This is a genomic window from Rhizobium sp. BR 315 (assembly GCF_050577975.1).
GTDB lineage: Bacteria > Pseudomonadota > Alphaproteobacteria > Rhizobiales > Rhizobiaceae > Rhizobium > Rhizobium miluonense.
On sequence record NZ_JARWKZ010000012.1, the window covers coordinates 24,529 to 45,501 of the forward strand.

The window sequence follows — 20,973 nt, forward strand, 5'->3', positions numbered from 1 at the left end:
AATTCACCCTTCGGCGGAAATCGCGTCCGCGAAACGGCTGAGGCTAGTGAGCAACAAATCGTTATCCCGTGCCTCCGCAAGAGCTTCCGCCTGCAGCTCATCGCTCTTGCCCGCAATCGGCAGGCGCAGAAAGGCCTCGGATACGATGCGCAGCGACATGGTTCGCAGCACGTCCGCGAGCTGCTCCAGAACGAGGTCGCCGCGATGCGATGCATGCGCGAACATCAGCGGCTTGAACGGCACCTCGTCACGCGACACCAGCCAATCGAGCGCATTCTTGAACCCTCCTGGTATGCCGTGTGCATATTCCGGACAGGACACGATCAGGCCATCCGCCTTCCGGATCTTTTCTGCGAGTTTCTCGACAACAGGCGGCGTTTTCTCACCCTCGTGATCCGGATTGAAGATCGGCAGGTCGCCGATCAGATCGCAGATCTCAATGGTGATGCCCTCAGGGCATGCGAGCTGCAGAGCTTCCAGCAGCCGGCGGCTGGTCGAAACCTGCCGCTGACTACCGCAGAGGGCATAAAGGAAAAGCGGGCGCGGGGTCATGCGCGAATCCTAACAGGCTGCATCGATTCGGGCGACGCCCAACACCACGGTCGAAGGGCTGGCGGATCAATCCGCCTTATGATTGCCCCTCGGGAAGTGGCCCGCGAGCTCGCGATACCATTTGCCGCTTTTCTTGATCGTGCGCACCTGCGTCTCGTAATCGACATGCACCAGGCCGAAGCGCATGCGATAGCCTTCCGCCCATTCGAAATTGTCCATCAGGCTCCAGGCGAAGTAGCCGCGCATCGGGTAGCCGTCCTTGATGAGGTCGGCGACGATACCGAGATGCTCGATATAGTAATCGAGGCGCGGCTGGTCGTCGATCTCGCCGTTGACGATGCCCATATTGTAACAGGCGCCGTTCTCGGTGATGTAGCACTCCGGCAGCTCGTAGCGCTTGTTGAGGTCCTCGACGACGTGTTTCAGGCCCGGCGCATAGACCTCCCAGCCGATATCCGTCTTCACGTCGCTGACGGGCGGAGCTTCCTTCGCCCAGGGGAAATCGCCGCTCTTGGAAGAGTCATCGAAGACGCGCATCGGCATGTAATAGTTCAGGCCCCACCAATCGAGCTTCTGATTGATGGTCTTGAGATCGCCATCCTCGATGACCGGCATGCGATCGCCAAGCGCCTCGACGAATTCCTTAGGATATTCGCCCTTGAAGATCGGATCGAAGAAGGCGCCGTTGTGGAACTGATGGGCACGCTCGACCGCAGCCAGATCTTCGGGCCGATCGGAGCCCGGCAGGATGGATGCGGCATTGAGCACGATACCAACGGGCACCTTCGGCGCTACGGAGCGGATCGCCTCGACGCCGAGACCGTGGGCAAGGTTCATATAGTGCATGGCATAGAGGGCCGCCTGCATGTTGCGTTCGCCCGGCGCATGAACGCCGTAGAGGTGGCTCAGCCAGACGATGCACCAGGGCTCGTTGAAGGTGGCAACGGAATCCAGACGGTCGCCGAGGCGGCTCATGACGGTCTTGGCATAGCGCTGGAAAGCATGTGCCGTCGAGCGCGCCGTCCAGCCGCCGTCGCCGGCGAGCGTCAGCGGCAGATCCCAATGGTAGAGGGTCGCAAAGGTCTTGATGCCCCTTGCCTTGCAGCCGTCGACGAGGCGATCGTAGAAATCGAGGCCGGCTTCGTTGACCGGGCCGGTGCCGTCGGGAATGATGCGCGGCCATGCGATCGAGAAGCGATAGGCTTCTACACCCATCTCCTTGATCAGATCGAGATCCTGCTCCAGCCGATTATAGTGATCGCAGGCAACGTCGCCATTGTGGCGCTGATAGACACGACCCGGCATGTTGGCGAAGGCATCCCATATGGATGGCTTGCGGCCATCGGCCTTGGTGGCGCCTTCGATCTGGAATGCAGCGGTGGCAACGCCGAATGTGAAGTCGCCGGGGAAGCGATCGGCAAGAAGCTTCGGATCGATCATGATGAAAATCCCGTCTGTTGTGGCTTCATTGGCGGCGGTTTAACCAACCTGCGCGGCAAAGTACAGGGCCGGCATCGGAAAACTGCAACGTTGCAGGTGTCGAAAAACCGAGCCGGCTAATGGCTTTGTTCGGGATTCCGCGAGAGCGATAACATCAATGTCAACAGTCGTGACTTGTCTTTTTGGCACGGATCAATTGAGGGTAGCGCGCAAACTTGACAATCAAAGGATACAAATGCTCCCTGCGCTCCACGCTTTTCAACCCCATCTGCTGAGCCTCCTGCGCATAGTCGCCTCGCTCGTGCTGTTCAGCTATGGAACGCAGAAGGTGCTGCGTTTCCCGGCGGCTGAAACGGTGCCGCCTGTCGGATCGCTGCCCTGGATCGCCGGCCTGCTCGAACTGACCCTCGGCTTCCTCGTCCTGATCGGCTTCAAGACGCGGATCGCTGCCTTCGTATTGTCAGGCCTGATGGCTTTCGCCTATTTCCTGCGTCATGCGCCGCAGAGCTTTTATCCGGCACAGAACGGCGGCACCGCAGCTATCCTGTTCTGCTTCATCTTCCTGTTTCTTGTCGGAGCTGGCGGCGGCCCGCTGAGCATCGACGCCCTTGCGAAGCGCAAGCAGGAAGTCGCTGCCTGAATGAGCAGGTTCGAGGCGGTTTCACCGCCTCGAACTTCATCTAAGCTTAGAGCTTGACCCAGGCGCCGTTGCGCTTCGAGGAAGCGACGCAGGCTTCGACAAAGGCCACACCCTTCACGCCATCATCGACGGTCGGATAGACCACGGCCGGATCGATCGCCACGCCCTTCTTGCGGGCGTTGATGGCCCGTGCAGCCTCGGTATAGATCGTGGCGAAAGCTTCCAGATAACCTTCCGGATGACCCGCCGGGATGCGCGAGACGCGTGCTGCGGCAGCACCGGAGCCGGCGCCGTTGCGGGTAATCAGCCGCTTCTGTTCGCCAAACGGCGTGTACCACAGATAGTTCGGATCGGCCTGCGTCCATTCGATGCCGCCCTTGGTGCCGTAGACGCGGAGCTTAAGGCCATTCTCATGGCCCGGCGCCACCTGGCTGCACCAGAGCATGCCCTTTGCCGGCTTTTCCTCGCCCTTTGCCTTGAAGCGCAGCAGCACATGACCGTTGTCGTCGAGGCGGCGGCCTTCGACGAAGCTGTCGAGATCAGCGGCAAGGCTGTCGAGCTCGAGGCCGGTGACGAAGGAGGCGAGATTATAGGCATGCGTGCCGATATCGCCGGTGGAGCCGCCGGCGCCGGACTGAGCCGGATCGGTGCGCCATGCCGCCTGCTTCTGGCCGGACTGCTCGATATTCTCAGTCAGCCAGTCCTGCGGATATTCCGCCTGCACGATGCGGATATCGCCGAGCTCGCCATTGGCGATCATCTCGCGCGCCTGACGGACCATCGGATAGCCGGTGTAGTTATGCGTGAGGATGAAGAGCGCGCCGCTCTCGTCGGCGACCTTCTTCAGCTTCTTAGCGTCGGCAAGATTCGACGTCAGCGGCTTGTCGCAGATGACGTGGATGCCGCGCCGCAGGAATTCCTTGGCCGCATCGTAGTGAACGTGGTTCGGCGTGACGATCGAAACCGCCTCGATGCCGTTCTTCAGCTTGGCTTCGCGGATCGCCATGTCGCGATAGCTGGAATAGGTGCGCGTGGGATCGAGACCGAGATCGCGGCCGGAAGCCAATGCCTTCTCCTGCGAAGATGAGAGCGCACCCGCAATAAGATCGAACTGGTCGTCAATGCGCGCGGCGATACGGTGCACCGCTCCAATAAACGCGCCAGCGCCGCCGCCAACCATGCCAAGCCGAATGCGCGGCTCCCGCGCCTGTTCCGATGATCCTTCGATTGCCATTTCTGTCCTCCTGGAAATGATTTGTTTGGGTGCGATCGCTTGCCGCAATCGTCCCCTCTCCCCGGCTGCGGGGAGAGGGTTAGGGTGAGGGGCATCGCAGGTCCGGCAAGCTCTGCCGCCGCGATGAATATCGAGAAGGCCCTCATCCGTCCTCTCTCGGCTTCGCTCCGCTCAACCGTTCGAGTCCACCTTCTCCCCGCCTTGCGGGGCGAAGGAGTTTGATCAGATCCCCAGCATGCGCCTGTTGGCCGCCTGGTCTGTGCCGCTGCCGGCGAAATCATCGAAGGCCTTTTCCGTAACGCGGATGATGTGCGCCTTGACGAATTCGGCGCCTTCGCGCGCACCGTCTTCGGGATGCTTCAGCGCGCATTCCCATTCGACCACGGCCCAGCCGTCAAAATTATTGGCTGTCATCTTCGAGAACACGGCGCCGAAATCGACCTGGCCGTCGCCGAGCGAACGGAAGCGGCCTGCGCGCTCGACCCAGCCCTGGTAGCCACCATAGACACCCTGGCGGCCGGTCGGATTGAACTCCGCGTCCTTGACGTGGAACATCTTGATCCGGTCCTTATAGATGTCGATGTTGTCAAGATAATCGAGGCACTGCAGGACATAATGCGAGGGATCATAGAGCATGTTGGCGCGCGGGTGGTTCTTCACGCGCTCCAGGAACATCTCGAAGGTGATGCCGTCATGCAGGTCTTCGCCCGGATGGATCTCGTAGCAGACGTCGACGCCGTTTTCGTCGGCATGATTGAGGATCGGCGTCCAGCGGCGGGCGAGCTCTTCGAAGGCGGTTTCGACGAGGCCGGCGGGGCGCTGCGGCCAGGGATAGATGAAGGGCCAGGCGAGCGCGCCGGAGAAGGTCGCATGCGCCTTGATGCCGAGATGCTTCGAGGCCGTCAGCGCCATCTTCACCTGCTCGACAGCCCATTCCTGCCGTGCCTTCGGATTGCCGCGCACTTCCGGCGCCGCAAAGCCGTCGAAGGCTTCGTCATAGGCCGGATGCACTGCGACGAGCTGACCCTGCAGATGGGTTGATAGCTCGGTGACCTCGACGCCGTTCGAGCGGGCGATACCGGCAAACTCGTCGCAATAATCCTTGGAGGAGGCCGCCTTCTTCAGGTCGATGAGCTGGCCTGCCCAGGTCGGAACCTGCACGCCGACATAGCCGGCATCGGCAGCCCATTTCGTGATCGAATCCCACGAATTGAACGGCGCGGTGTCGCCTGCGAATTGTCCGAGAAACAGGCCGGGGCCCTTGATCGTCTTCATAGCTAATTCCTCCCTAGTCGCGTTCTGTAAACGTTTCCGATACCATTCCGACCCGTATTCGAGGTGGTTGGGATACCGTTGCCTCAAAAAACTATAGGGCCGTCAGGATGAAAGTCGAATGCCTGGTGACCTAATCACGGCCGGCCGCTGGCGGCAAGAGGTACGTGCCGCAAAATTATCGCCCCAGTGAGAAACAAGGCGGCACACCCATAAAAAACGCCCGCCGAAACCGGCGGGCGTATCTGTTCAGCACGACCGATCAGAACGGTGAATCGGCGAAGTAGAAGTCCTTGGCATTGTCCTTCGTGACGAGCGTCGCATCGAGGATGTAATTGCCGCGAACCGGTACCTGATTGTAGAAGTTGGCAGCGGTCAGCTCCATGGCCGTGCCGACCATTGCCGGCGGATAGAGCACGTCGACCGGGATCAGCTTGTCGCCGTCCATGACCTTCTTGACCATGTCCTTCGAGCCGGCGCCGGCGACGATATACTTGATATCGGTGCGCTTGGCCTGATCGATCGCCTGCAGCACGCCGACAGCCATGTCGTCATCCTGACACCAGACCACGTCGATCTTCGGGAACTTGGTCAGATAGTCCTGCATGACCTTGAAGGCGTCGTCGCGGTTCCAGTTGCCGTACTGGCGGTCGAGAACCTTGACCTTCGAGCCTGCAATGCCCTTGTCGAAACCATCCTGGCGCTGCTGATCGATCGGGATCGGCAGACCGCGGATGACGACGACCTGCGCGTCCGGCGTGGTCGCCTTGATGTATTCGCCCGCCGTCTGGCCGAGTGCCGGATTGTTGCCGGCGACATAGAGATCACGGACGGAATTGTCGTTGTTGCTCGGCGCACGGTCGACGAGCGTCACGAACTTACCCTTGCCCTTGACTTCCTTGATGGCGTTGACGAGCGGATCCGGGTCCGAAGGCAGGATGACGAGCGCGTCGATGCCCTGTGTCTCGAGGTCCTGCACGGCGTTCGCCTGGCTCGCCGCGTCAGGTGAAGTCTTGACGATGACGTTCAGTCCCGGATGTTCCGCCATCAGCTGCTTGGCCACACGCTCGGCATGGAACACCACGCCCGAGGTCCAGCCATGGTCGGCGGCCGGAATGGAAACGCCGATCGTCACCTTCTTGTCTGCGGCATGTACTGTGCCGGCCAGAGCCACAAGCACGACGGCCACGCCAATAAGTCTTTTGCGCATTTTTATCCTCCCACATTAAGACAGGGCTTTGTCCTGATGACCGGGCGCCCCCTGACCCGGTTATTCACGATTTGCGTACCAGCGAACGCTGGACGAGCATGGCGATGATGATGATCGCACCCTGGATGGCACCGATCAGATATTCGCTGATGAAATTGGAAAGCAGCATGATGTTGCCGACCAGCTCGAGGATGAAGGCGCCGCAGATCGTGCCCCATACCCTGCCCGCGCCGCCCTTCAGCGCCGTGCCGCCGACGACGACGGCGGTGATCGCCTGCAGCTCCCAGAGTATCCCCGTCGTTGCCGAGGTCGAGCCGAGCCGTGGCACATAGAGAAGCACGGCAATGGCGACGCAAAGGCCCTGAATGACGAAGGCAATGGTGCGCACGCGATTGACCGCAATGCCGGAATAGCGCGCGACGTCGCTGTTCGAGCCGACGGCGACGACATGCCGTCCGTAGCGGGTGCGATAGAGAATGAAGGCGGCAACGCCGGTGACGGCAAGGATCACCACGATCGGAACCGGCACACCTAGAATGGAGCCGAAATAGGCCGGGCGATAAAGCGACTGCAGTTCCGACGAGCGCAGCGTGATTGCGCCACCCTGCGACAGCCAGGTTGTCAACCCGCGATAGACACCCATCGTGCCGAGCGTCGCGATGAAAGGCTCGATCTTGCCGACGGTGGTAATCAGGCCGTTGGCAAGGCCGCACAGCGCGCCTGCCACGATCCCGAACAGCATGGCCACCACCAGCATCAGGGTCGGATCGGCAACGACGCCGGAATTCATCAAGAGGATCATCAGGCTGGCCACGAAAGCCACCATCGACCCCACGGACAGATCGAGATCGCCCGCCGAGATGACGAAGGTCGCTCCGACCGCGATGATAGCGATGAAAGCGCTTCTTGTCGCAACGTTCGCAAGATTGGTGATGCCGATGAAGTTCGGGTTGACCAGTGCGCCCACGATCAGAAGCAGCACCAGCGCTGCAAACGGCGCAACGGCCCGCAGATCGATATCCCGCCAGGAACGGCCCCGCCGACCTGTCTTGCCGCTGCTGTCTTCGCCCACGCTCATAACCAAAACCAACCTCCCGTCCCATGACCGCTGGGAATTCGCCCTGTCCTGTGCCGCCCGTTTAGGCGGCGGTCTTTTTCTTCAGGCCTGCCGCATAACGCATGATTTCCTGCTCGGAGATCTCATCGCCTTCGAGCATCCCGACCATGCGCCCTTCGCGCATCACCGCGATCCGCGTGCACAGTCCGATGACCTCGGGCATTTCCGAGGAGACCACGATGATCGAATGGCCGTCGCGCGCCAATGCCGAAATGAAATGATAGATCTGCTGCTTCGTGCCGACATCGATGCCGCGCGTCGGCTCGTCGATGATAATGATCTGCGGCTCGGTCTCCATGACCTTCGCCAGAAGCAGCTTCTGCTGATTGCCGCCGGACATGCGGCCGGCAACGATGTTTCCGTCACGAACCCGGATATCGAAACGGCGGCGCGCACGCGTCAAAGCATTCGCTTCACTGGAAGCGCTTAGATAACCAAACTTGCCGTGCCGATCGAGCGACTGGAGGGTCAGGTTGACGGCCATGCCCGAGTTCAGAAGCAGGCCCTTGGACTTCCGGTCCTTGGTCATATAGGCAAGCCCGGCGTCGATGGCCGCATGCACATCATTTGGCGGGACAATCTGACCGTTGGCAACGACCTCGCCGGCGGCGCGCGAGCGCAGACCGACGATCGCTTCCATCAGCTCAGTCCGGCCCGAGCCGATCATGCCGGAAAAGCCCAATATCTCGCCCTTGCGCAGCTCGAAGCTCGCATCGCGGACGTAACCGGTCGAAAGGGAGCTGACACTGAGTACCACCTTCTCGTCAACATCAGGCTCGTGCTTGGCCGGATAGAGGCTGGAAAGTTCGCGCCCGACCATCAGCTGGGCGATCGATTCGCCATCAAGCAGCGAGGTCGGCGAGGTCTTCACCCATTGGCCGTCGCGCAGCACCGTAACGCGATCCGTCAGCTCCATCACCTCATCGAGCTTGTGGGAGACGAAGACGAAACTCGTTCCCTGGTCGCGCAGCTTGCGCACTTGCCTGAACAGGAAATTAGTCTCCTCGCGCGACAGGACGGCGGTCGGCTCGTCCATGAAGACGATCCGCGCGTCGCGGCTGATCGCCTTGGCAATTTCCACCATCTGCTTGTCGGCAATCGAAAGCGTGCTGATCACGGCATTCTCATCGACATGCGAACCAAGGAGGTCGAGCACGCGCCGCGTCTCCGCGCGCATATGCTTGCGGTCGAGCACGCCGAAACGCGTGACTTCGCGACCGAGAAACAGGCTCTCGGTGACGGTCAGATGTTCCGCAAGGTTGAATTCCTGATGGATGATGACGATGCCGAGCGCTTCGGCAGCGCCGTTCGGCGGCAGCTTTATCGCCTTGCCATCGAGCACAATCTCGCCGGAGGTCGGCTGTTCGAAACCGGAAAGGACCTTGACGAGCGTCGATTTGCCGGCACCGTTTTCGCCCATGAGCGCATGAATTTCGCCAACTCGCAGATCGAAGTTGACGCTGAACAGCACCTGCACGCCGTTGAAGGATTTGGATATCCCTCTCGCAGACAGCACCACCGCACCGTCGACGGCTTCCGAATTCATTGAATCCTCCCTGCGGTCCCACCCGCTTTCCAATGATGTAAACCTTTACATACATCGTGTAAAGGTTTACATCATTGGATATCGTACAAAATTTCGCGGTTACCTTTGACCTCCACGTAAGTCTGTGTAGTCTCCAGCCCCGAGACGAGACCCCAAGGCAGAGCGCAGTGTCGAATTCCACGCCCGCAACTATCGAAGACGTCGCCCGAATTGCCAATGTTTCGATCGCAACGGTCTCCAGAGCAATCCATATGCCGGAGAAAGTCGCCAATTCGACGCGGCTGAAGGTCAATCAGGCCATTGCCGTCACCGGCTATACGACCAATGCCATGGCACGCAGCTTGAGGCTCGGCCGCTCCAATATGATCCTGGTCGTCGCACCGGATATCGGCGATCCCAATTTCTCCAATATCCTGATCGGCCTGGAGAATGAGGCACGTTCGCACGGCTATGGCGTTCTCATCGGCCACACTCAGAACGATGCGCAGCGCGGGCTCGAATATCTGAAATTTCTGAATTCGAACCAGGCAGCGGGACTGATCCTCTTCACCGGCATCCTGCCCTTCGGTCATCAGACGATGACGGCACGACTGCCGCCAAGCGTCGGCGTCTTCGAACCGGTCTTCAATGGCGGCATTCCCTATGTCGGCGTCGACGACATCGCCGGCGCGCGCAAGGCCGTCGACCTGCTGATTGCCGAGGGCCACCGCAAGATCGCTTTCATCGGCGATTCCCGCACGCGCCTTGCCTATAGCCGGCGGCGCATGGGCTATGAAGCCGGGCTGGATGCCGCCGGCATCGGCCCCGATCTCCGCATGGTGCTCGAAGGCGACGGCACCATCGAGAGCGGGCGGCTCGCCGTCGAGCAACTTTTCATGCGCGACAGGCTGCCGACAGCCTTCATGTGCGTCAACGATCAGACCGCGATCGGCGTGATGATCGGCCTGAAGACGCGCGGCTACGATATCCCCGAAGATTTCTCGGTGACCGGCTTCGACGACGTGCCGCAAGCCGTCTTCATGACGCCGTCGCTGACGACGATCCGGCAGCCGCGTACCGCCATCGGCAAGCATGCGATGGCGCTGCTGCTCGAGCTGCTTTCGGACGGTCAGCCCGCCGAGACGGAGATCCTGCTGAGGCCGGATCTCGTGGTGCGAAATTCGGTCTCGGCTCCGGCACGCATCCGGCGATAGGCGGGCGCAACGATGCCGCTCGGCAGAATCACCCTCTATGTCCGCGATGTCGAGGCGACGATCAGCTTTTACGAGAAGCATTTTGGGTTCAAGCCACTCCGTCTGGAGGGCGACCGGATTGTCGAACTGCTCGCGCAGGATGGCGGTGCCAATCTGATGATCCATCCAGCGGGCAAGGCGCAGAAAATGGGCCAGGTGCTGGTAAAGCTGATCTTCGACGTCGAGCATGTCGAAGCTTTCCGCGCCAAGTGTGCTGAAGAGGGACTGGAGTTCGGACCCTTGCATCAGGCCGATGGCTATGTCTTCGCCAATGCCAAGGACCCTTCGGGAAACCCCATAGCCATTTCCAGCCGCGCATTCCGGCGATAATCCGGGAGGCGATGAAACCGCCTCCCGAATGCCATCGATCAAACGTAACGATTGACGATATTTTCGAGCAGTTCCTGCTTGCCGGACTTCGGCTGCGGGTTGACGTCTTTCGTTTCAACCCACTGGGCGATCTGATCGAGCGAATATTCGCCGCGCAGCAGCTTCTGGCCCTCGGCCGAATCCCAGCCGGCATAGCGGTCGGCGAGCGGCTTGGAGAGTGCCTTGTCTTCGATCATCTTGGCAGCTGCCTTCAGGCCGCGAGCGCAGCAATCCATGCCGCCGATGTGACCGATGAGCAGATCTTCCGGATCGAGCGACTGGCGGCGCAGCTTGGCGTCGAAGTTCGTGCCGCCCGTCTTGAAGCCGCCGCCTGCCAGAACCTGGTAGTAGGCCAGCGTCATTTCCGGAACATTGTTCGGGAACTGGTCGGTATCCCAGCCAGACTGGTAGTCGTTGCGGTTCATGTCGATCGAGCCGAAGATGCCGAGCGCATTGGCAAGCGCCAGCTCATGCTCGAAGGAATGGCCGGCGAGGATCGCATGGCCCTGCTCGATGTTGACCTTCACTTCGTTTTCCAGGCCGTACTTCTTCAGGAAGCCGTAGACGGTCGCGACGTCATAATCATACTGGTGCTTGGTCGGCTCCTGCGGTTTCGGCTCGATCAGGATCGTGCCCTTGAAGCCGATCTTGTGCTTGTACTCGACGACGAGATTGAGGAACCGGCCCATCTGGTCCAATTCGCGCTTCAGGTCGGTATTGAGCAGCGTCTCATAGCCCTCGCGGCCGCCCCAGAGGACGTAGTTTTCGCCGCCGAGCTTGTGGGTGGCATCCATGCAGGTCTTCACGGTCGCAGCCGAGAAGGCAAAGACGTCCGGATCCGGATTGGTCGCAGCGCCCGACATGAAGCGGCGGTTGGAGAAGAGGTTTGCCGTCCCCCAGAGCAGCTTCACGCCGGTATCGGCCTGCTTCTGGGCGAAGTAATCCACGATCTCGTTGAGGTTCTTGGTGTTCTCGGCGAAGTTCTTGCCTTCCGGACGCACGTCGGCATCGTGGAAGCAATAATAGGGCGTGCCGAGCAGGGTGAAGAATTCGAAGGCGACGTCGGCCTTAAGCTTGGCGGCTTCCATGGTTTCATGGAACCAGGGGCGAAGGAAGGTCTGGCCACCGAAGGGGTCGCCGCCCGGCCAGGTGAAGGTGTGCCAATAGGCGACGGCAAAGCGCAGATGGTCTTCCATGCGCTTGCCGAGAACGACTTCATCCTTGTTGTAGTGACGGAAGGCCAGCGGATTGGTGCTGTCGGGGCCTTCGTATTTTACCTTGCTGATATCGCCGAAAAATCCGGTGCTCATATCTCATCTCCTTGGGTTTGCTGTTTAAATGTTGTTGTTCGTGCCGTGCAGCTTAGCCCCTCACCCTAGCCCTCTCCCCGCCTGCGGGGAGAGGGGACGACCTTCGACCCCCTCCCAAATCAGAGATGAGAGGGACGGTGATGGTGCGTCTGTCCCCTTCTCCCCGTCAAAACGGGGAGAAGGTGCCCGACAGGGCGGATGAGGGGCCATGCGCCATGTTATTTCAATGCGCCGACAGCGGCTTGATTGCCGGATAAACGGCCCGATAGCGCTTGTAGGCATCCGCATAGGCATCCGTCAGCGACGCCACAGGATCGATCGTGCCGGCCGTCTGCGGCGGGGTGCAGACAGCGACGGGATCGGCACCGGTGGCAGCGATCAGGCCGAGACGAGCGGCACCAAAGGCCGCCCCGAAATCACCGTCCGCCGGCAGGTCGACAGGCACGCCCAACGCGGTGGCGATCGAGGCCAGCCAATAGCGGGAACGCGAGCCGCCGCCGATGGCGGTCACGCGCGCAATGTCGGTGCCGGCAGAGCGCAGCGCTTCCAGATTGTCCCGAATGGCGAAGGATACGCCCTCAAGCACGGCTTGCGTCAGCACCGCGCGGCCGCTTTCATGGCCGAGGCCGATAAAGGCGCCGCGGATCGTTGCATCGTTGTGGGGCGTGCGCTCGCCCGAGAGATAGGGAAGGAAGGTGACGCTTGTCGGCGCTTTCAGCGTCTCGCCCAACTCGCCAGTGAGGTCTGCAGCGGATTTGCCGGTGACACCAGAATGCCAGTTCAGCGCATCGGTCGCCGACAGGATGACGCCCATCTGGTGCCAGGTGTTCGGCAGCGCGTGGCAAAAAGCATGGACTGCGCTTTCCGGCTTCGGCAGGTAGGAGCCGTTGGCGGCAAAGAGCACGCCTGACGTTCCGAGCGAAACGAAAGCGGCGCCATGGCTCACCGTGCCCATGCCGCAGGCCGAGGCCGCATTGTCCCCTGCCCCGCCGGCAACGACGACGTCGCCGGCAATGCCCCATTTCGAGGCCAGTTCGCCGCGCAGCTTGCCGGCAACTTCAGTGCCTTCGACTAGCGTCGGCATCTGCTTCTCATCGAGATTGGTCGCTGCCAGCAGCTCGGAAGACCATTTGCGCTTGCCGGTATCGATCCAGGAGGTGCCGGCGGAATCCGACATTTCCGACATGTGCTCACCGGTCAGCCAAAGACGCAGATAGTCCTTCGGCAACAGCACCCAGCGCACTCTAGCGAAAATCTCCGGCTCATGCTTGGCGACCCAAGCGAGTTTCGGGGCGGTAAATCCGGGGAAGACGATATTGCCGGTCAACGCCCGGAAACGCGGATCGGCATCGAGCGCAGCAGCCTCCTGGTAGCTGCGGGTATCGTTCCAGAGAATGCAGGGGCGCAGCACCTTGTCATCGGCGTCAAGCAGCGTCGCACCGTGCATCTGGCCGGAAAGGCCGATGCCGCGCACCGCCGCCAGCTCCTTCGGATGTGCTGCCTTCAGACCGGCAACTGCCTCTTCCGTCGCGCGGATCCAGTGGGCCGGGTCCTCCTCGGACCAGCCGGGATGCGGGCGCGATACGTCAAGCCCGCCATTGGCGGAACCGATGATCCTCTGGTTGCCGTCGATCAGCATCGCTTTGACGCCGGACGTTCCAAGATCGAGACCCAAATACATCAGATGGTACTCCCTATGCTCTGCCGCGTTTAAATGTCAGGGCAGATTGTCCTTCAAGAAAATGTCGAGACGTATGCGCTCCTGATCGGCGATAACAGCCTGACCGTCGGCAGTCGCCTTCATGACGCGGACGGCGCTGCGCACCTCGTGGCCCGCATCCTGATTGAGAACGGCATCAATCGTGCCATCCACCAGCGCCACGCGCGTATGCTGCGTCAGTTCATGCACGACTACTGTCAGCTCGCGCTCGGGCCGAACGGCTTTCAAGGCTGCAATCAGACCTCTATTGCCGGCGCCGAGGCTATAGATGCCGATAATGTCCTTGTTTTCGGACAGCGCCTTGGAGACAAGCGACTTCGTCCGCTCGGGATCGTCGCGCCCTTCCAGTACGGGCAGCAGCCGCAGCTTGGGAAACTCCGCCGCCATCACGGCAGAGAACCCCTGCAAGCGCTCGCGATGATCGCGCACCAGCATGGAGCCGGCGAGAACGGTGAGATCGCCTTCACGACCGCCGAGGAACCGCCCGAGCAGCCGGGCAGCGGTGCGGCCGGCGGCGATATTGTCGATGCCGGCATAGTGATGACGGGTGGAATCGGTAAGATCGGAAACCAGCGTGACGACGGGGATGCGCTCGGACACCAGCCGGTCGACCGCGGCCCGCACCTCAGGCGCATCGGTCGCCACCAGTGCTACGCCGGCAATATCCTGCCCCTGCAATGCGTCGAGCGCTGCAACAAGCGCCGGCACATCGAAAGCCGGTACTTCGACGATGCGGATATCCGTGCGCTCTATGCTCGCGCGCAAGGTCGCGTGATGCACCTCGGAACGTAGCCCATGCATAAACGAATTGTCGCCCGTCGGCACGATGAAAACGAGGGGATAGACGCGGCCCTTGGCCAGATTGGCGGCAGCGACATCGCGGATATAGCCGATCTGGCGGATGGCCTCCTCCACCTTCTCGCGCGTGACCAGCCGCACGCCCGGCCGCTGGTTCAGCACACGGTCAACGGTGGCGAGGCTGACGCCTGCGGCAGCAGCGATGTCATGCACGGTCGGTCTCATCGGCTCCTCCTGCATAAACCCTTACTGCGATTTCTGATGTACGTAAATCAGAAATTTTCACACACTCGATTTTCTGCTCGTGATCGGAACAAAAAAAGGCCCCTCACGAGGAGGGGCCATGCCTTGGGAGCATTCTTTAAAAGCATTTCCAGGAAAAGTGCGCAGCGGTTTTCCGTCCGGAATGCGTAAGAAAACAAGAGGATAGAGAAATTTCGCATTTCAAAGAAAAGCGGAAGCGCTCTAAACGCTGGATCAGTGGCCTCCACCTCCGCCGCCCGGCACGCCAGGCTTGCTGAGCATGAGAACGCCGAGGATCATCGCCAGGAACAGCACGGTCAGCATCAGGAAAATATCCCCGAAGGACATGACGACCGCCTGCCGCGTCGCCATGCCGACCATCCGCTTCAAGGCGACCTGTTGGCCATCCAGTCCGGAGGCGTTGAAGTTCGCGGCCATATTGTTCAGTTGGGTAACGGCCGCATGGCTGCCCCAATGAATATGGTCGCGCAGATTGAAATAGTGCTGATCCTGCCGGTTCGTCAGCAGTGTATTGATGATCGCGAGACCGACGGCGCCACCGAGGTTACGCGTCAGGTTGAACAGGCCGGACGCGCCGCGCATGCGGGCGGGCGGCATGGTTCCGAGCGCGATGTTGTTGATCGGCACCATGCAGAGCATCAGGCCGAAGCCGCGCAATATCTGCGGGATCAGCAGCTCCCAGAAATCCCAATCCACCGTCAGATGCATCATGATGTAGGTACCGGCCGAGAAGCTGGTGAAACCGATGATCATCAGGATGCGCAGATCCACCCTGCTCGCCAGGAAGCCGGCAAGCGGCGCCGTAAAGAACATAGCCAAGCCGGACACGAACATCGTCTCGCCGATCTGCAGCGAATCGTAGCCACGAATGCGCGCGAGAAAGAGCGGATAGATATAAGTCAGGCCGTAAAGGCCTATGCCCATGACAAAGGAGAACATCGACCCGAAGGCGAAGTTCTTGTTGGTGAAGGCTCTGAGATCCACGACGGGGAATTCGACCGTAAACGCCCGGTAGAAGAAGATGACCGCGGCGATGGCGGAAGCAATAGCGCCGACAACGATATAGTTGTCGTTGAACCAGTCGTTGGTGTTGCCCTCCTCAAGCACATATTCCAGCGCGCCGAGGAAAACGCCCATCGAGAACAGGCCCCACCAGTCGAACTTCTTCATCAGCGACAATTCTGGCTTGTCGAAGTCGATGAAATTCCAGGTGACGATGGCAACGACGATGCCCGGCGGGATGTTGACCAGGAACAGCCAGTGCCAGGAGAAGGCGTTGGAAAGATACCCACCCACGGTCGGGCCGATGGTCGGCGCAAGCGTGGCGATCAGGCCGATGATCGGCGAGACGACGTTGCGCTTGGACGGGGGGAAGATCGTGAATGCCGCCGCAAAGACCGAGGGGATCATGCCGCCGCCGATGAAGCCCTGCAGGGCGCGGTAGATGATCATCTGATCGATGTTGGTGGCGGTCGCGGCGAGCGCGCTCGCTGCAGTGAAGCCGGCGGCCGAAATCGCGAACAGGTAGCGCGTGGAAATGATGCGTGCCAGCGTTCCCGAAAGCGGGATCATGATGACTTCGGCGATCAGATAGGCCGTCTGAACCCAGCCGATTTCATCCGAGCCGGCGCTGAGGCCAGCCTGGATTTCGCTGAGCGATGCCGAAACGATCTGAATGTCGAGGATCGACATGAACATGCCGAGCACCATCGCCAGGAAGGCGATGAGCTTTTTCGTGTCGATATGATCCGCCGCCGGCGCGGCGGGCCCGGCCGCACGTGGGGGGGATCCGGCTGTAGTGCTGGCGGACGACATCGTGCGTCTCTCCCGAGCTTGATCGCTTACTTGTCCGGTGCCGTGCGGGTATCGACGTCGACGACGACGCTGAGGCCTGCGCGCAGACGGCCGGTATTGAGCGCATCCTGCGGCAATGCGATGCGGACAGGCACGCGCTGGATGATCTTGGTGAAGTTACCTGTCGCGTTTTCCGGCGGCAGCAGCGAGAAGACCGAGCCCGAAGCCGGCGAGATCGATTCGACGGTGCCGACGATCGGATGATCGCTATAGGCATCGACATGAACATTGACCTTGGAACCGGGAACCAGGTGCTGGATCTGCGTTTCCTTGAAGTTCGCATCGATATAGAGCTGCCGGGTCGGCACGATCGCCATCAGCTTCTGTCCAGGAGACAAGAGGTCGCCTTCCTGGACCGAGCGGTTGCCGACGATGCCGTCATAAGGTGCCTTGAGCACGGTGAAGGACAGGTCGCGGGCAGCCTTGTCACGAGCGGCCGCGAGGCCCTTGATCGTGCTTTCGGCCTGACGACGCTGCGCCTGCAGCAGGTTGATGTTGGCTTGTGCCGAAGCAATCGCGGCATCACCGCCGACCAGGTTGGCCTTGGCTTGGTCGAGCGCGATGTTGGCGCTATCCAAGGCGGCCGTGGTGCCGACCGACTTGGCTTGCAGTTCAGCAGCGCGCGTCTGGGTGATCTGGGCACCACGAACCGTGGCGTCCAGGGCAACCTTCTGGGCCTGCGACTGGGCAAGAGCGGCCTGGCCGGCGGCGATCTGTGCATCGATAGTATGGAGTGAAAGCTGTTCGGTGTCGTACGAAGCCTGTGCCTGCTCCAGCGCCAGCTTGTAGTCACCGTCATCGAGCGTGGCGAGCACGTCGCCGGCTTTGACCTTCTGGTTGGCCACGACGCTCACCTTGGCGACATAGCCCGTGACCTTCGGCGAGATCGTTGCGATGTCACCGCCGATATAGGCATCGTCGGTGGATACCATGAAGCGGCCGTTCGTCCACCATTCATAACCATACCAGCCGCCTGCTGCGAGAGCAGCGGCGATGATGATCGGGAAAGCCAGGCTGCGCCGCTTCTTTTCCGGCAGCGGTGGGGCCGCGGGGGCCGGAGATGCGGGCGCAGCCTGGGCGGGGGTCGGGTTGCCGCGCGTTTCGGCGACAGGAGCATCGGCGGATACGCCTGCTCCCCGAGCTTCCGCTTCGGCATCAGCGGGCTCATTCACGATGCGCGCTACATTGTTTCCATGACTTGACGACATTGCCCTACCACCGAAAATCTGGGTAAAATAATCGAACCGAACGGTTCAGTTCAATTGACATAGAGCCTTTTTCACTCCATATCAAGAGATATCGAACCGCGTGGTTCGATTTATTTGGCGAATCTGATTAAGATTCAGAAAAAATGATCGAGTGAAGGAGACGATGAAACACGAATCGCAAAATGCCGCTGTGTTGAACGCACCTGTCCCAGGCTCCGGCGGACGCTGGGCTGCCGGCGAAGATCCGGCCAAACGTCATCAAATTCTCGAGGGCGCCAAGCGCGTCTTTATGAAGATGGGCTTCGATGCAGCGAGTATGAACGACGTCACCCGTGAAGCCGGCGTTTCCAAGGGCACTCTATATGTCTATTTCGCCAACAAGGAAGATCTGTTCGCCGCCATCGTAAATAGCGAACGTGCGCATTTCGTCGAAATCGTGCGTGCCGCTCTTGTCGATGACGCCGATATTTCGACCAGCCTTCTCGAATTCGGCAAGGTTTTTGCAACGCACGTGACATCCGATAAGACCATCAGCGCCATGCGGACGGTCGTTGGCGTGCGCGAACGCATGCCAACGCTCTGTCAACGCTTCTTCACCGGCCCAGACAATCTGCGCACCGTCTTGCGCGGCTTTCTGGAGCGCAAGGCCGAGGCTGGCAGCGTGGAGATACAGGACTTCGACCTGGCTGCGCGCCAATTCCTTGAGATGGCCAGTGGCGGTTATTTYAAGTTGCGGCTGTTCGGTGACATGGACGCTCCTCCTTCGGCAGACGAAATCGATTATGTCGTGCGCGGCGCCGTGCGCGTCTTCCTCGCGGCTTACGGCACCGATCGCCGGGGTCGGGATTGACGCTTCTGCGATTGCCGGCGAGCGGAGGCCCCCAACTCCGCAATGGCGATCAAGCATCGCCGCGATTGCGCGCCTATGACTGGTCCGGCAACCAGGGGAGTTTAGTATGAGCGCGATCGGAAGAGCGATATGGTTCATCGAAAGCCATTTCACGTCCGATATCTCGCTGGACGAGATCGCCGAGACGGCTGGTCTGTCGCGCTATCATTTGTCGCGCGTCTTCGGAATGACGACAGGCCATTCGATCAGCGGCTATATCAGGAGCCGTCGCCTGAGCGGCGCGGCCCTCGCACTGATCGACAGTTCCTCCACCATTCTCCAGGTTGCCCTCGATGCCGGCTATGGCTCGCACGAGGCTTTCACCCGTGCCTTTCGCGAGCAGTTCGGCATGACGCCGGAAAGCCTGCGTAAACAGGGGCACGTTCGCAACCTCGCTCTACAGGAGCCGATCAGAATGGACGACACCCGCCTTCCCAAACTCGACGCCCCGCGCTTCGAAAGCCATCCGGCAATGCTGCTTGCCGGGCTTGCGGAAACCTATGCCCATGAGGCCACGCAGGCGATCCCCTCGCTCTGGCAGAAATTCAACCAGCATTTCGGCCATATTCCAGGCCAGAAGGGCAATGTCGCCTACGGCGTCTGCACCCAGGCGGAAGAAGGCAGCGAAAGCTTTCGTTACATGTCGGCCGCCGAAATCTCCGGCACAGACGACCTGCCCGAAGGCTTCGTCACCACGAAACTGCCGCCGCAGCGCTATGCGATCTTCACCCATCGCGGCCATATATCCGGCATCTCGGCGACAGTGCACCAGATCTTCGGCGAGTGGCTTCCGCAATCAGGTCATCAGCATGCCAGTGTACCGGACATGATAGAACGCTACGATGATCGGTTCGATCCGCACACCGGCATGGGCGTGACTGAAATCTGGATCCCGCTGAAAGCCTAAACAGTGCCCGCCGCCACGAAAATGGCGGCGGTGCTTGTACCGGAGACGGCACTCCTTACATTACGGCCATTCTTAAAGGCCGGGGCTGGGGGTCAGCATCGGCAAAGCCGATAGAAAGCTGACAGCGGGGAAATCATCCATGAATATTGTGGTGCTGATGCAGGATCCGAGCGCGTGGGTCGCGCTCGTCACGCTCGTGGTCATGGAGGTGGTGCTTGGCATCGACAACCTCATCTTCATCTCAATCCTGACCAACAAGCTGCCCGCCGAACACCGGGACAGAGCCCGCAAGATCGGCATCGGCCTTGCCCTTGTCATGCGCCTCGCCCTGCTCGGCACCGTCGCCTGGATCGTCCAGCTGACGACCCCCGTCTTCGAGATCCTCGGCCAGGGCTTTTCCTGGAAGGACATGATCCTCATCGGCGGCGGCCTCTTCCTTATGTGGAAGGCGACGAAGGAGATCCATCACAACGTCGATCCGCAGGAACAAGGCGAGGATTTCATCGCCAAGTCGACGACCTCGACCTTTGCCGCAGCCATCGGCCAGATCCTGCTGCTCGATCTGGTCTTCTCGATCGACAGCATCATCACCGCCGTCGGCATGACGCCGCATCTGCCGATCATGTTCATCGCCGTGATCGCTGCAGTCACCGTCATGCTGGTGGCCGCCAACCCGCTCGCCAACTTCATCGAGAAGAACCCGAGCATCGTCATGCTGGCGCTGGCCTTCCTGCTGATGATCGGCACGACGCTGATCGCCGAAGGCATGGGCGTGCATGTGCCCAAGGGCTATATCTACGCCGCCATGGCCTTCTCCGCCCTCGTCGAGGTGCTCAACATGCTGGCCAGAAACCGCCGGAAAAAGGCATCCGGCGGCCATTGAGCGAGAAAGCCGCACCCCGAAACCGGTGCGGCTTTAATCTTGCCCGATCAGTCCTGAACGTGGATGTCGACATATTCGCCGACATCGCCGCGTCCGTAAATATCGACCTTGACCCAGACATTGCCGCGAACGATGAGGTTCCCGGCGTCATCGGCGATGTTGCCGTTTGCCAGCATCTCTTCGAGCTTCGCCCGGTTTGACGGCAGCGAAAAGAAGCTGTCCCCCTGGTCACCACGGTCGCGGCGGCGATAGGCATGATAGTTCGCGCGGTCCTGTCGTATGATCTGCCAGGGCGCCGTCAGTCGCTCGCCCTTGGAATTGTAGAGGTCGTCGCTGCCGATATAAGCGCGGTAGGATTCGATCAGCTTCGCCGAGCCGTCGCGTGTAATGGTCGATTGAGCCGCAGCTACATCGAACATGGCGGCTGTCAACAAAAGGCTCAAAATCAATTTCTTCATTGCTTCCTCGCGGTGACTGATTGAAGACTTCATTCCGCCACTGCCGCACAAATTGCAAATAAAATTCGCC

Annotated in this window: 19 protein-coding genes; 6 read left to right on the forward strand and 13 right to left on the reverse strand. The window is 60.5% G+C overall.

Going from position 1 to position 20,973, the window contains the following annotated elements; translation table 11 throughout:
* Positions 1-3: 3 nt before the first annotated feature.
* A complete protein-coding gene (locus QD409_RS14540) occupies positions 4-552 on the reverse strand; it encodes an NADPH-dependent FMN reductase (protein ID WP_092850287.1) in 549 nt (182 codons plus the stop codon).
* Between the two features lie 66 nt (positions 553-618).
* Positions 619-1,992, reverse strand: a complete 1,374-nt coding sequence (locus QD409_RS14545; protein WP_092850292.1) for a GH1 family beta-glucosidase — start codon at positions 1,990-1,992, stop codon at positions 619-621.
* Positions 1,993-2,227: 235 nt separating this feature from the next.
* Between QD409_RS14545 and QD409_RS14550 the strand changes: the two genes are divergently transcribed.
* The gene (locus QD409_RS14550; protein ID WP_430762963.1) at positions 2,228-2,632 is read left to right on the forward strand and encodes a DoxX family protein; all 405 of its coding nucleotides are present in this window, start codon (positions 2,228-2,230) and stop codon (positions 2,630-2,632) included.
* A 46-nt stretch (positions 2,633-2,678) separates the two neighbouring features.
* Here the strand turns inward: QD409_RS14550 and QD409_RS14555 are convergent, their stop codons facing one another.
* The 5 genes from QD409_RS14555 to QD409_RS14575 all read right to left on the reverse strand — a co-directional run bounded on the left by QD409_RS14555 (position 2,679) and on the right by QD409_RS14575 (position 9,011).
* Complete coding sequence (locus tag QD409_RS14555) at positions 2,679-3,866, reverse strand: Gfo/Idh/MocA family protein (RefSeq protein WP_430762964.1); 1,188 nt, start codon at positions 3,864-3,866, stop codon at positions 2,679-2,681.
* A gap of 222 nt (positions 3,867-4,088) precedes the next feature.
* On the reverse strand, positions 4,089-5,141 hold the full coding sequence (locus QD409_RS14560) for a sugar phosphate isomerase/epimerase family protein (protein ID WP_430762965.1): 1,053 nt from the start codon (positions 5,139-5,141) through the stop codon (positions 4,089-4,091).
* A 259-nt stretch (positions 5,142-5,400) separates the two neighbouring features.
* Complete coding sequence (locus QD409_RS14565; protein WP_092850308.1) at positions 5,401-6,348, reverse strand: substrate-binding domain-containing protein; 948 nt, start codon at positions 6,346-6,348, stop codon at positions 5,401-5,403.
* 64 nt (positions 6,349-6,412) lie between these two features.
* The gene (locus QD409_RS14570) at positions 6,413-7,426 is read right to left on the reverse strand and encodes an ABC transporter permease (protein ID WP_092850313.1); all 1,014 of its coding nucleotides are present in this window, start codon (positions 7,424-7,426) and stop codon (positions 6,413-6,415) included.
* 61 nt (positions 7,427-7,487) lie between these two features.
* Positions 7,488-9,011, reverse strand: a complete 1,524-nt coding sequence (locus tag QD409_RS14575; RefSeq protein ID WP_092850323.1) for a sugar ABC transporter ATP-binding protein — start codon at positions 9,009-9,011, stop codon at positions 7,488-7,490.
* A gap of 167 nt (positions 9,012-9,178) precedes the next feature.
* On the opposite strand from QD409_RS14575, the gene QD409_RS14580 reads away from it, so the two are divergent.
* Complete coding sequence (locus tag QD409_RS14580; protein WP_092850332.1) at positions 9,179-10,204, forward strand: LacI family DNA-binding transcriptional regulator; 1,026 nt, start codon at positions 9,179-9,181, stop codon at positions 10,202-10,204.
* 12 nt (positions 10,205-10,216) lie between these two features.
* On the forward strand, positions 10,217-10,573 hold the full coding sequence (locus tag QD409_RS14585) for a VOC family protein (RefSeq protein WP_092850339.1): 357 nt from the start codon (positions 10,217-10,219) through the stop codon (positions 10,571-10,573).
* A gap of 38 nt (positions 10,574-10,611) precedes the next feature.
* On the opposite strand, the gene xylA is transcribed toward QD409_RS14585, so the two are convergent.
* From xylA to QD409_RS14610, 5 genes are all read right to left on the reverse strand, one after another.
* Positions 10,612-11,922, reverse strand: coding sequence for a xylose isomerase (xylA, locus tag QD409_RS14590; protein ID WP_092850348.1), 1,311 nt, complete (start codon positions 11,920-11,922; stop codon positions 10,612-10,614).
* A 223-nt stretch (positions 11,923-12,145) separates the two neighbouring features.
* On the reverse strand, positions 12,146-13,603 hold the full coding sequence (gene xylB / locus QD409_RS14595; protein ID WP_430762966.1) for a xylulokinase: 1,458 nt from the start codon (positions 13,601-13,603) through the stop codon (positions 12,146-12,148).
* A 36-nt stretch (positions 13,604-13,639) separates the two neighbouring features.
* On the reverse strand, positions 13,640-14,665 hold the full coding sequence (locus QD409_RS14600) for a LacI family DNA-binding transcriptional regulator (protein WP_092850362.1): 1,026 nt from the start codon (positions 14,663-14,665) through the stop codon (positions 13,640-13,642).
* 252 nt (positions 14,666-14,917) lie between these two features.
* The gene (locus QD409_RS14605) at positions 14,918-16,519 is read right to left on the reverse strand and encodes a DHA2 family efflux MFS transporter permease subunit (protein ID WP_430762967.1); all 1,602 of its coding nucleotides are present in this window, start codon (positions 16,517-16,519) and stop codon (positions 14,918-14,920) included.
* 26 nt (positions 16,520-16,545) lie between these two features.
* The gene (locus tag QD409_RS14610) at positions 16,546-17,766 is read right to left on the reverse strand and encodes an HlyD family secretion protein (RefSeq protein ID WP_430762968.1); all 1,221 of its coding nucleotides are present in this window, start codon (positions 17,764-17,766) and stop codon (positions 16,546-16,548) included.
* Between the two features lie 163 nt (positions 17,767-17,929).
* Here QD409_RS14610 and QD409_RS14615 point away from each other — a divergent pair, with 163 nt between their 5' ends.
* The 3 genes from QD409_RS14615 to QD409_RS14625 all read left to right on the forward strand — a co-directional run bounded on the left by QD409_RS14615 (position 17,930) and on the right by QD409_RS14625 (position 20,445).
* A complete protein-coding gene (locus tag QD409_RS14615; protein WP_092850379.1) occupies positions 17,930-18,616 on the forward strand; it encodes a TetR/AcrR family transcriptional regulator in 687 nt (228 codons plus the stop codon).
* A gap of 106 nt (positions 18,617-18,722) precedes the next feature.
* Positions 18,723-19,562, forward strand: a complete 840-nt coding sequence (locus QD409_RS14620; protein ID WP_430762969.1) for an AraC family transcriptional regulator — start codon at positions 18,723-18,725, stop codon at positions 19,560-19,562.
* A gap of 139 nt (positions 19,563-19,701) precedes the next feature.
* Positions 19,702-20,445 (forward strand): TerC family protein, encoded by a 744-nt coding sequence (locus QD409_RS14625; protein ID WP_092850384.1) that lies wholly within the window; start codon positions 19,702-19,704, stop codon positions 20,443-20,445.
* A gap of 47 nt (positions 20,446-20,492) precedes the next feature.
* Here the strand turns inward: QD409_RS14625 and QD409_RS14630 are convergent, their stop codons facing one another.
* Positions 20,493-20,903, reverse strand: coding sequence for a hypothetical protein (locus QD409_RS14630; RefSeq protein WP_092850387.1), 411 nt, complete (start codon positions 20,901-20,903; stop codon positions 20,493-20,495).
* Positions 20,904-20,973: the final 70 nt, after the last annotated feature.

Bases quoted from the DNA above. Each gene is read 5' to 3' on its own strand.
- QD409_RS14570 (WP_092850313.1), bottom strand. From the start codon at position 7,426: ATGAGCGTGGGCGAAGACAGCAGCGGCAAGACAGGTCGGCGGGGCCGT.
- QD409_RS14600 (WP_092850362.1), bottom strand. From the start codon at position 14,665: ATGAGACCGACCGTGCATGACATCGCTGCTGCCGCAGGCGTCAGCCTC.
- QD409_RS14630 (WP_092850387.1), bottom strand. From the start codon at position 20,903: ATGAAGAAATTGATTTTGAGCCTTTTGTTGACAGCCGCCATGTTCGAT.
- QD409_RS14565 (WP_092850308.1), bottom strand. From the start codon at position 6,348: ATGCGCAAAAGACTTATTGGCGTGGCCGTCGTGCTTGTGGCTCTGGCC.
- QD409_RS14605 (WP_430762967.1), bottom strand. From the start codon at position 16,519: ATGTCGTCCGCCAGCACTACAGCCGGATCCCCCCCACGTGCGGCCGGG.
- QD409_RS14550 (WP_430762963.1), top strand. From the start codon at position 2,228: ATGCTCCCTGCGCTCCACGCTTTTCAACCCCATCTGCTGAGCCTCCTG.
- QD409_RS14575 (WP_092850323.1), bottom strand. From the start codon at position 9,011: ATGAATTCGGAAGCCGTCGACGGTGCGGTGGTGCTGTCTGCGAGAGGG.
- QD409_RS14585 (WP_092850339.1), top strand. From the start codon at position 10,217: ATGCCGCTCGGCAGAATCACCCTCTATGTCCGCGATGTCGAGGCGACG.
- QD409_RS14625 (WP_092850384.1), top strand. From the start codon at position 19,702: ATGAATATTGTGGTGCTGATGCAGGATCCGAGCGCGTGGGTCGCGCTC.
- QD409_RS14560 (WP_430762965.1), bottom strand. From the start codon at position 5,141: ATGAAGACGATCAAGGGCCCCGGCCTGTTTCTCGGACAATTCGCAGGC.
- xylB (WP_430762966.1), bottom strand. From the start codon at position 13,603: ATGTATTTGGGTCTCGATCTTGGAACGTCCGGCGTCAAAGCGATGCTG.
- QD409_RS14540 (WP_092850287.1), bottom strand. From the start codon at position 552: ATGACCCCGCGCCCGCTTTTCCTTTATGCCCTCTGCGGTAGTCAGCGG.
- QD409_RS14555 (WP_430762964.1), bottom strand. From the start codon at position 3,866: ATGGCAATCGAAGGATCATCGGAACAGGCGCGGGAGCCGCGCATTCGG.
- QD409_RS14610 (WP_430762968.1), bottom strand. From the start codon at position 17,766: ATGTCGTCAAGTCATGGAAACAATGTAGCGCGCATCGTGAATGAGCCC.
- QD409_RS14545 (WP_092850292.1), bottom strand. From the start codon at position 1,992: ATGATCGATCCGAAGCTTCTTGCCGATCGCTTCCCCGGCGACTTCACA.
- QD409_RS14620 (WP_430762969.1), top strand. From the start codon at position 18,723: ATGAGCGCGATCGGAAGAGCGATATGGTTCATCGAAAGCCATTTCACG.
- xylA (WP_092850348.1), bottom strand. From the start codon at position 11,922: ATGAGCACCGGATTTTTCGGCGATATCAGCAAGGTAAAATACGAAGGC.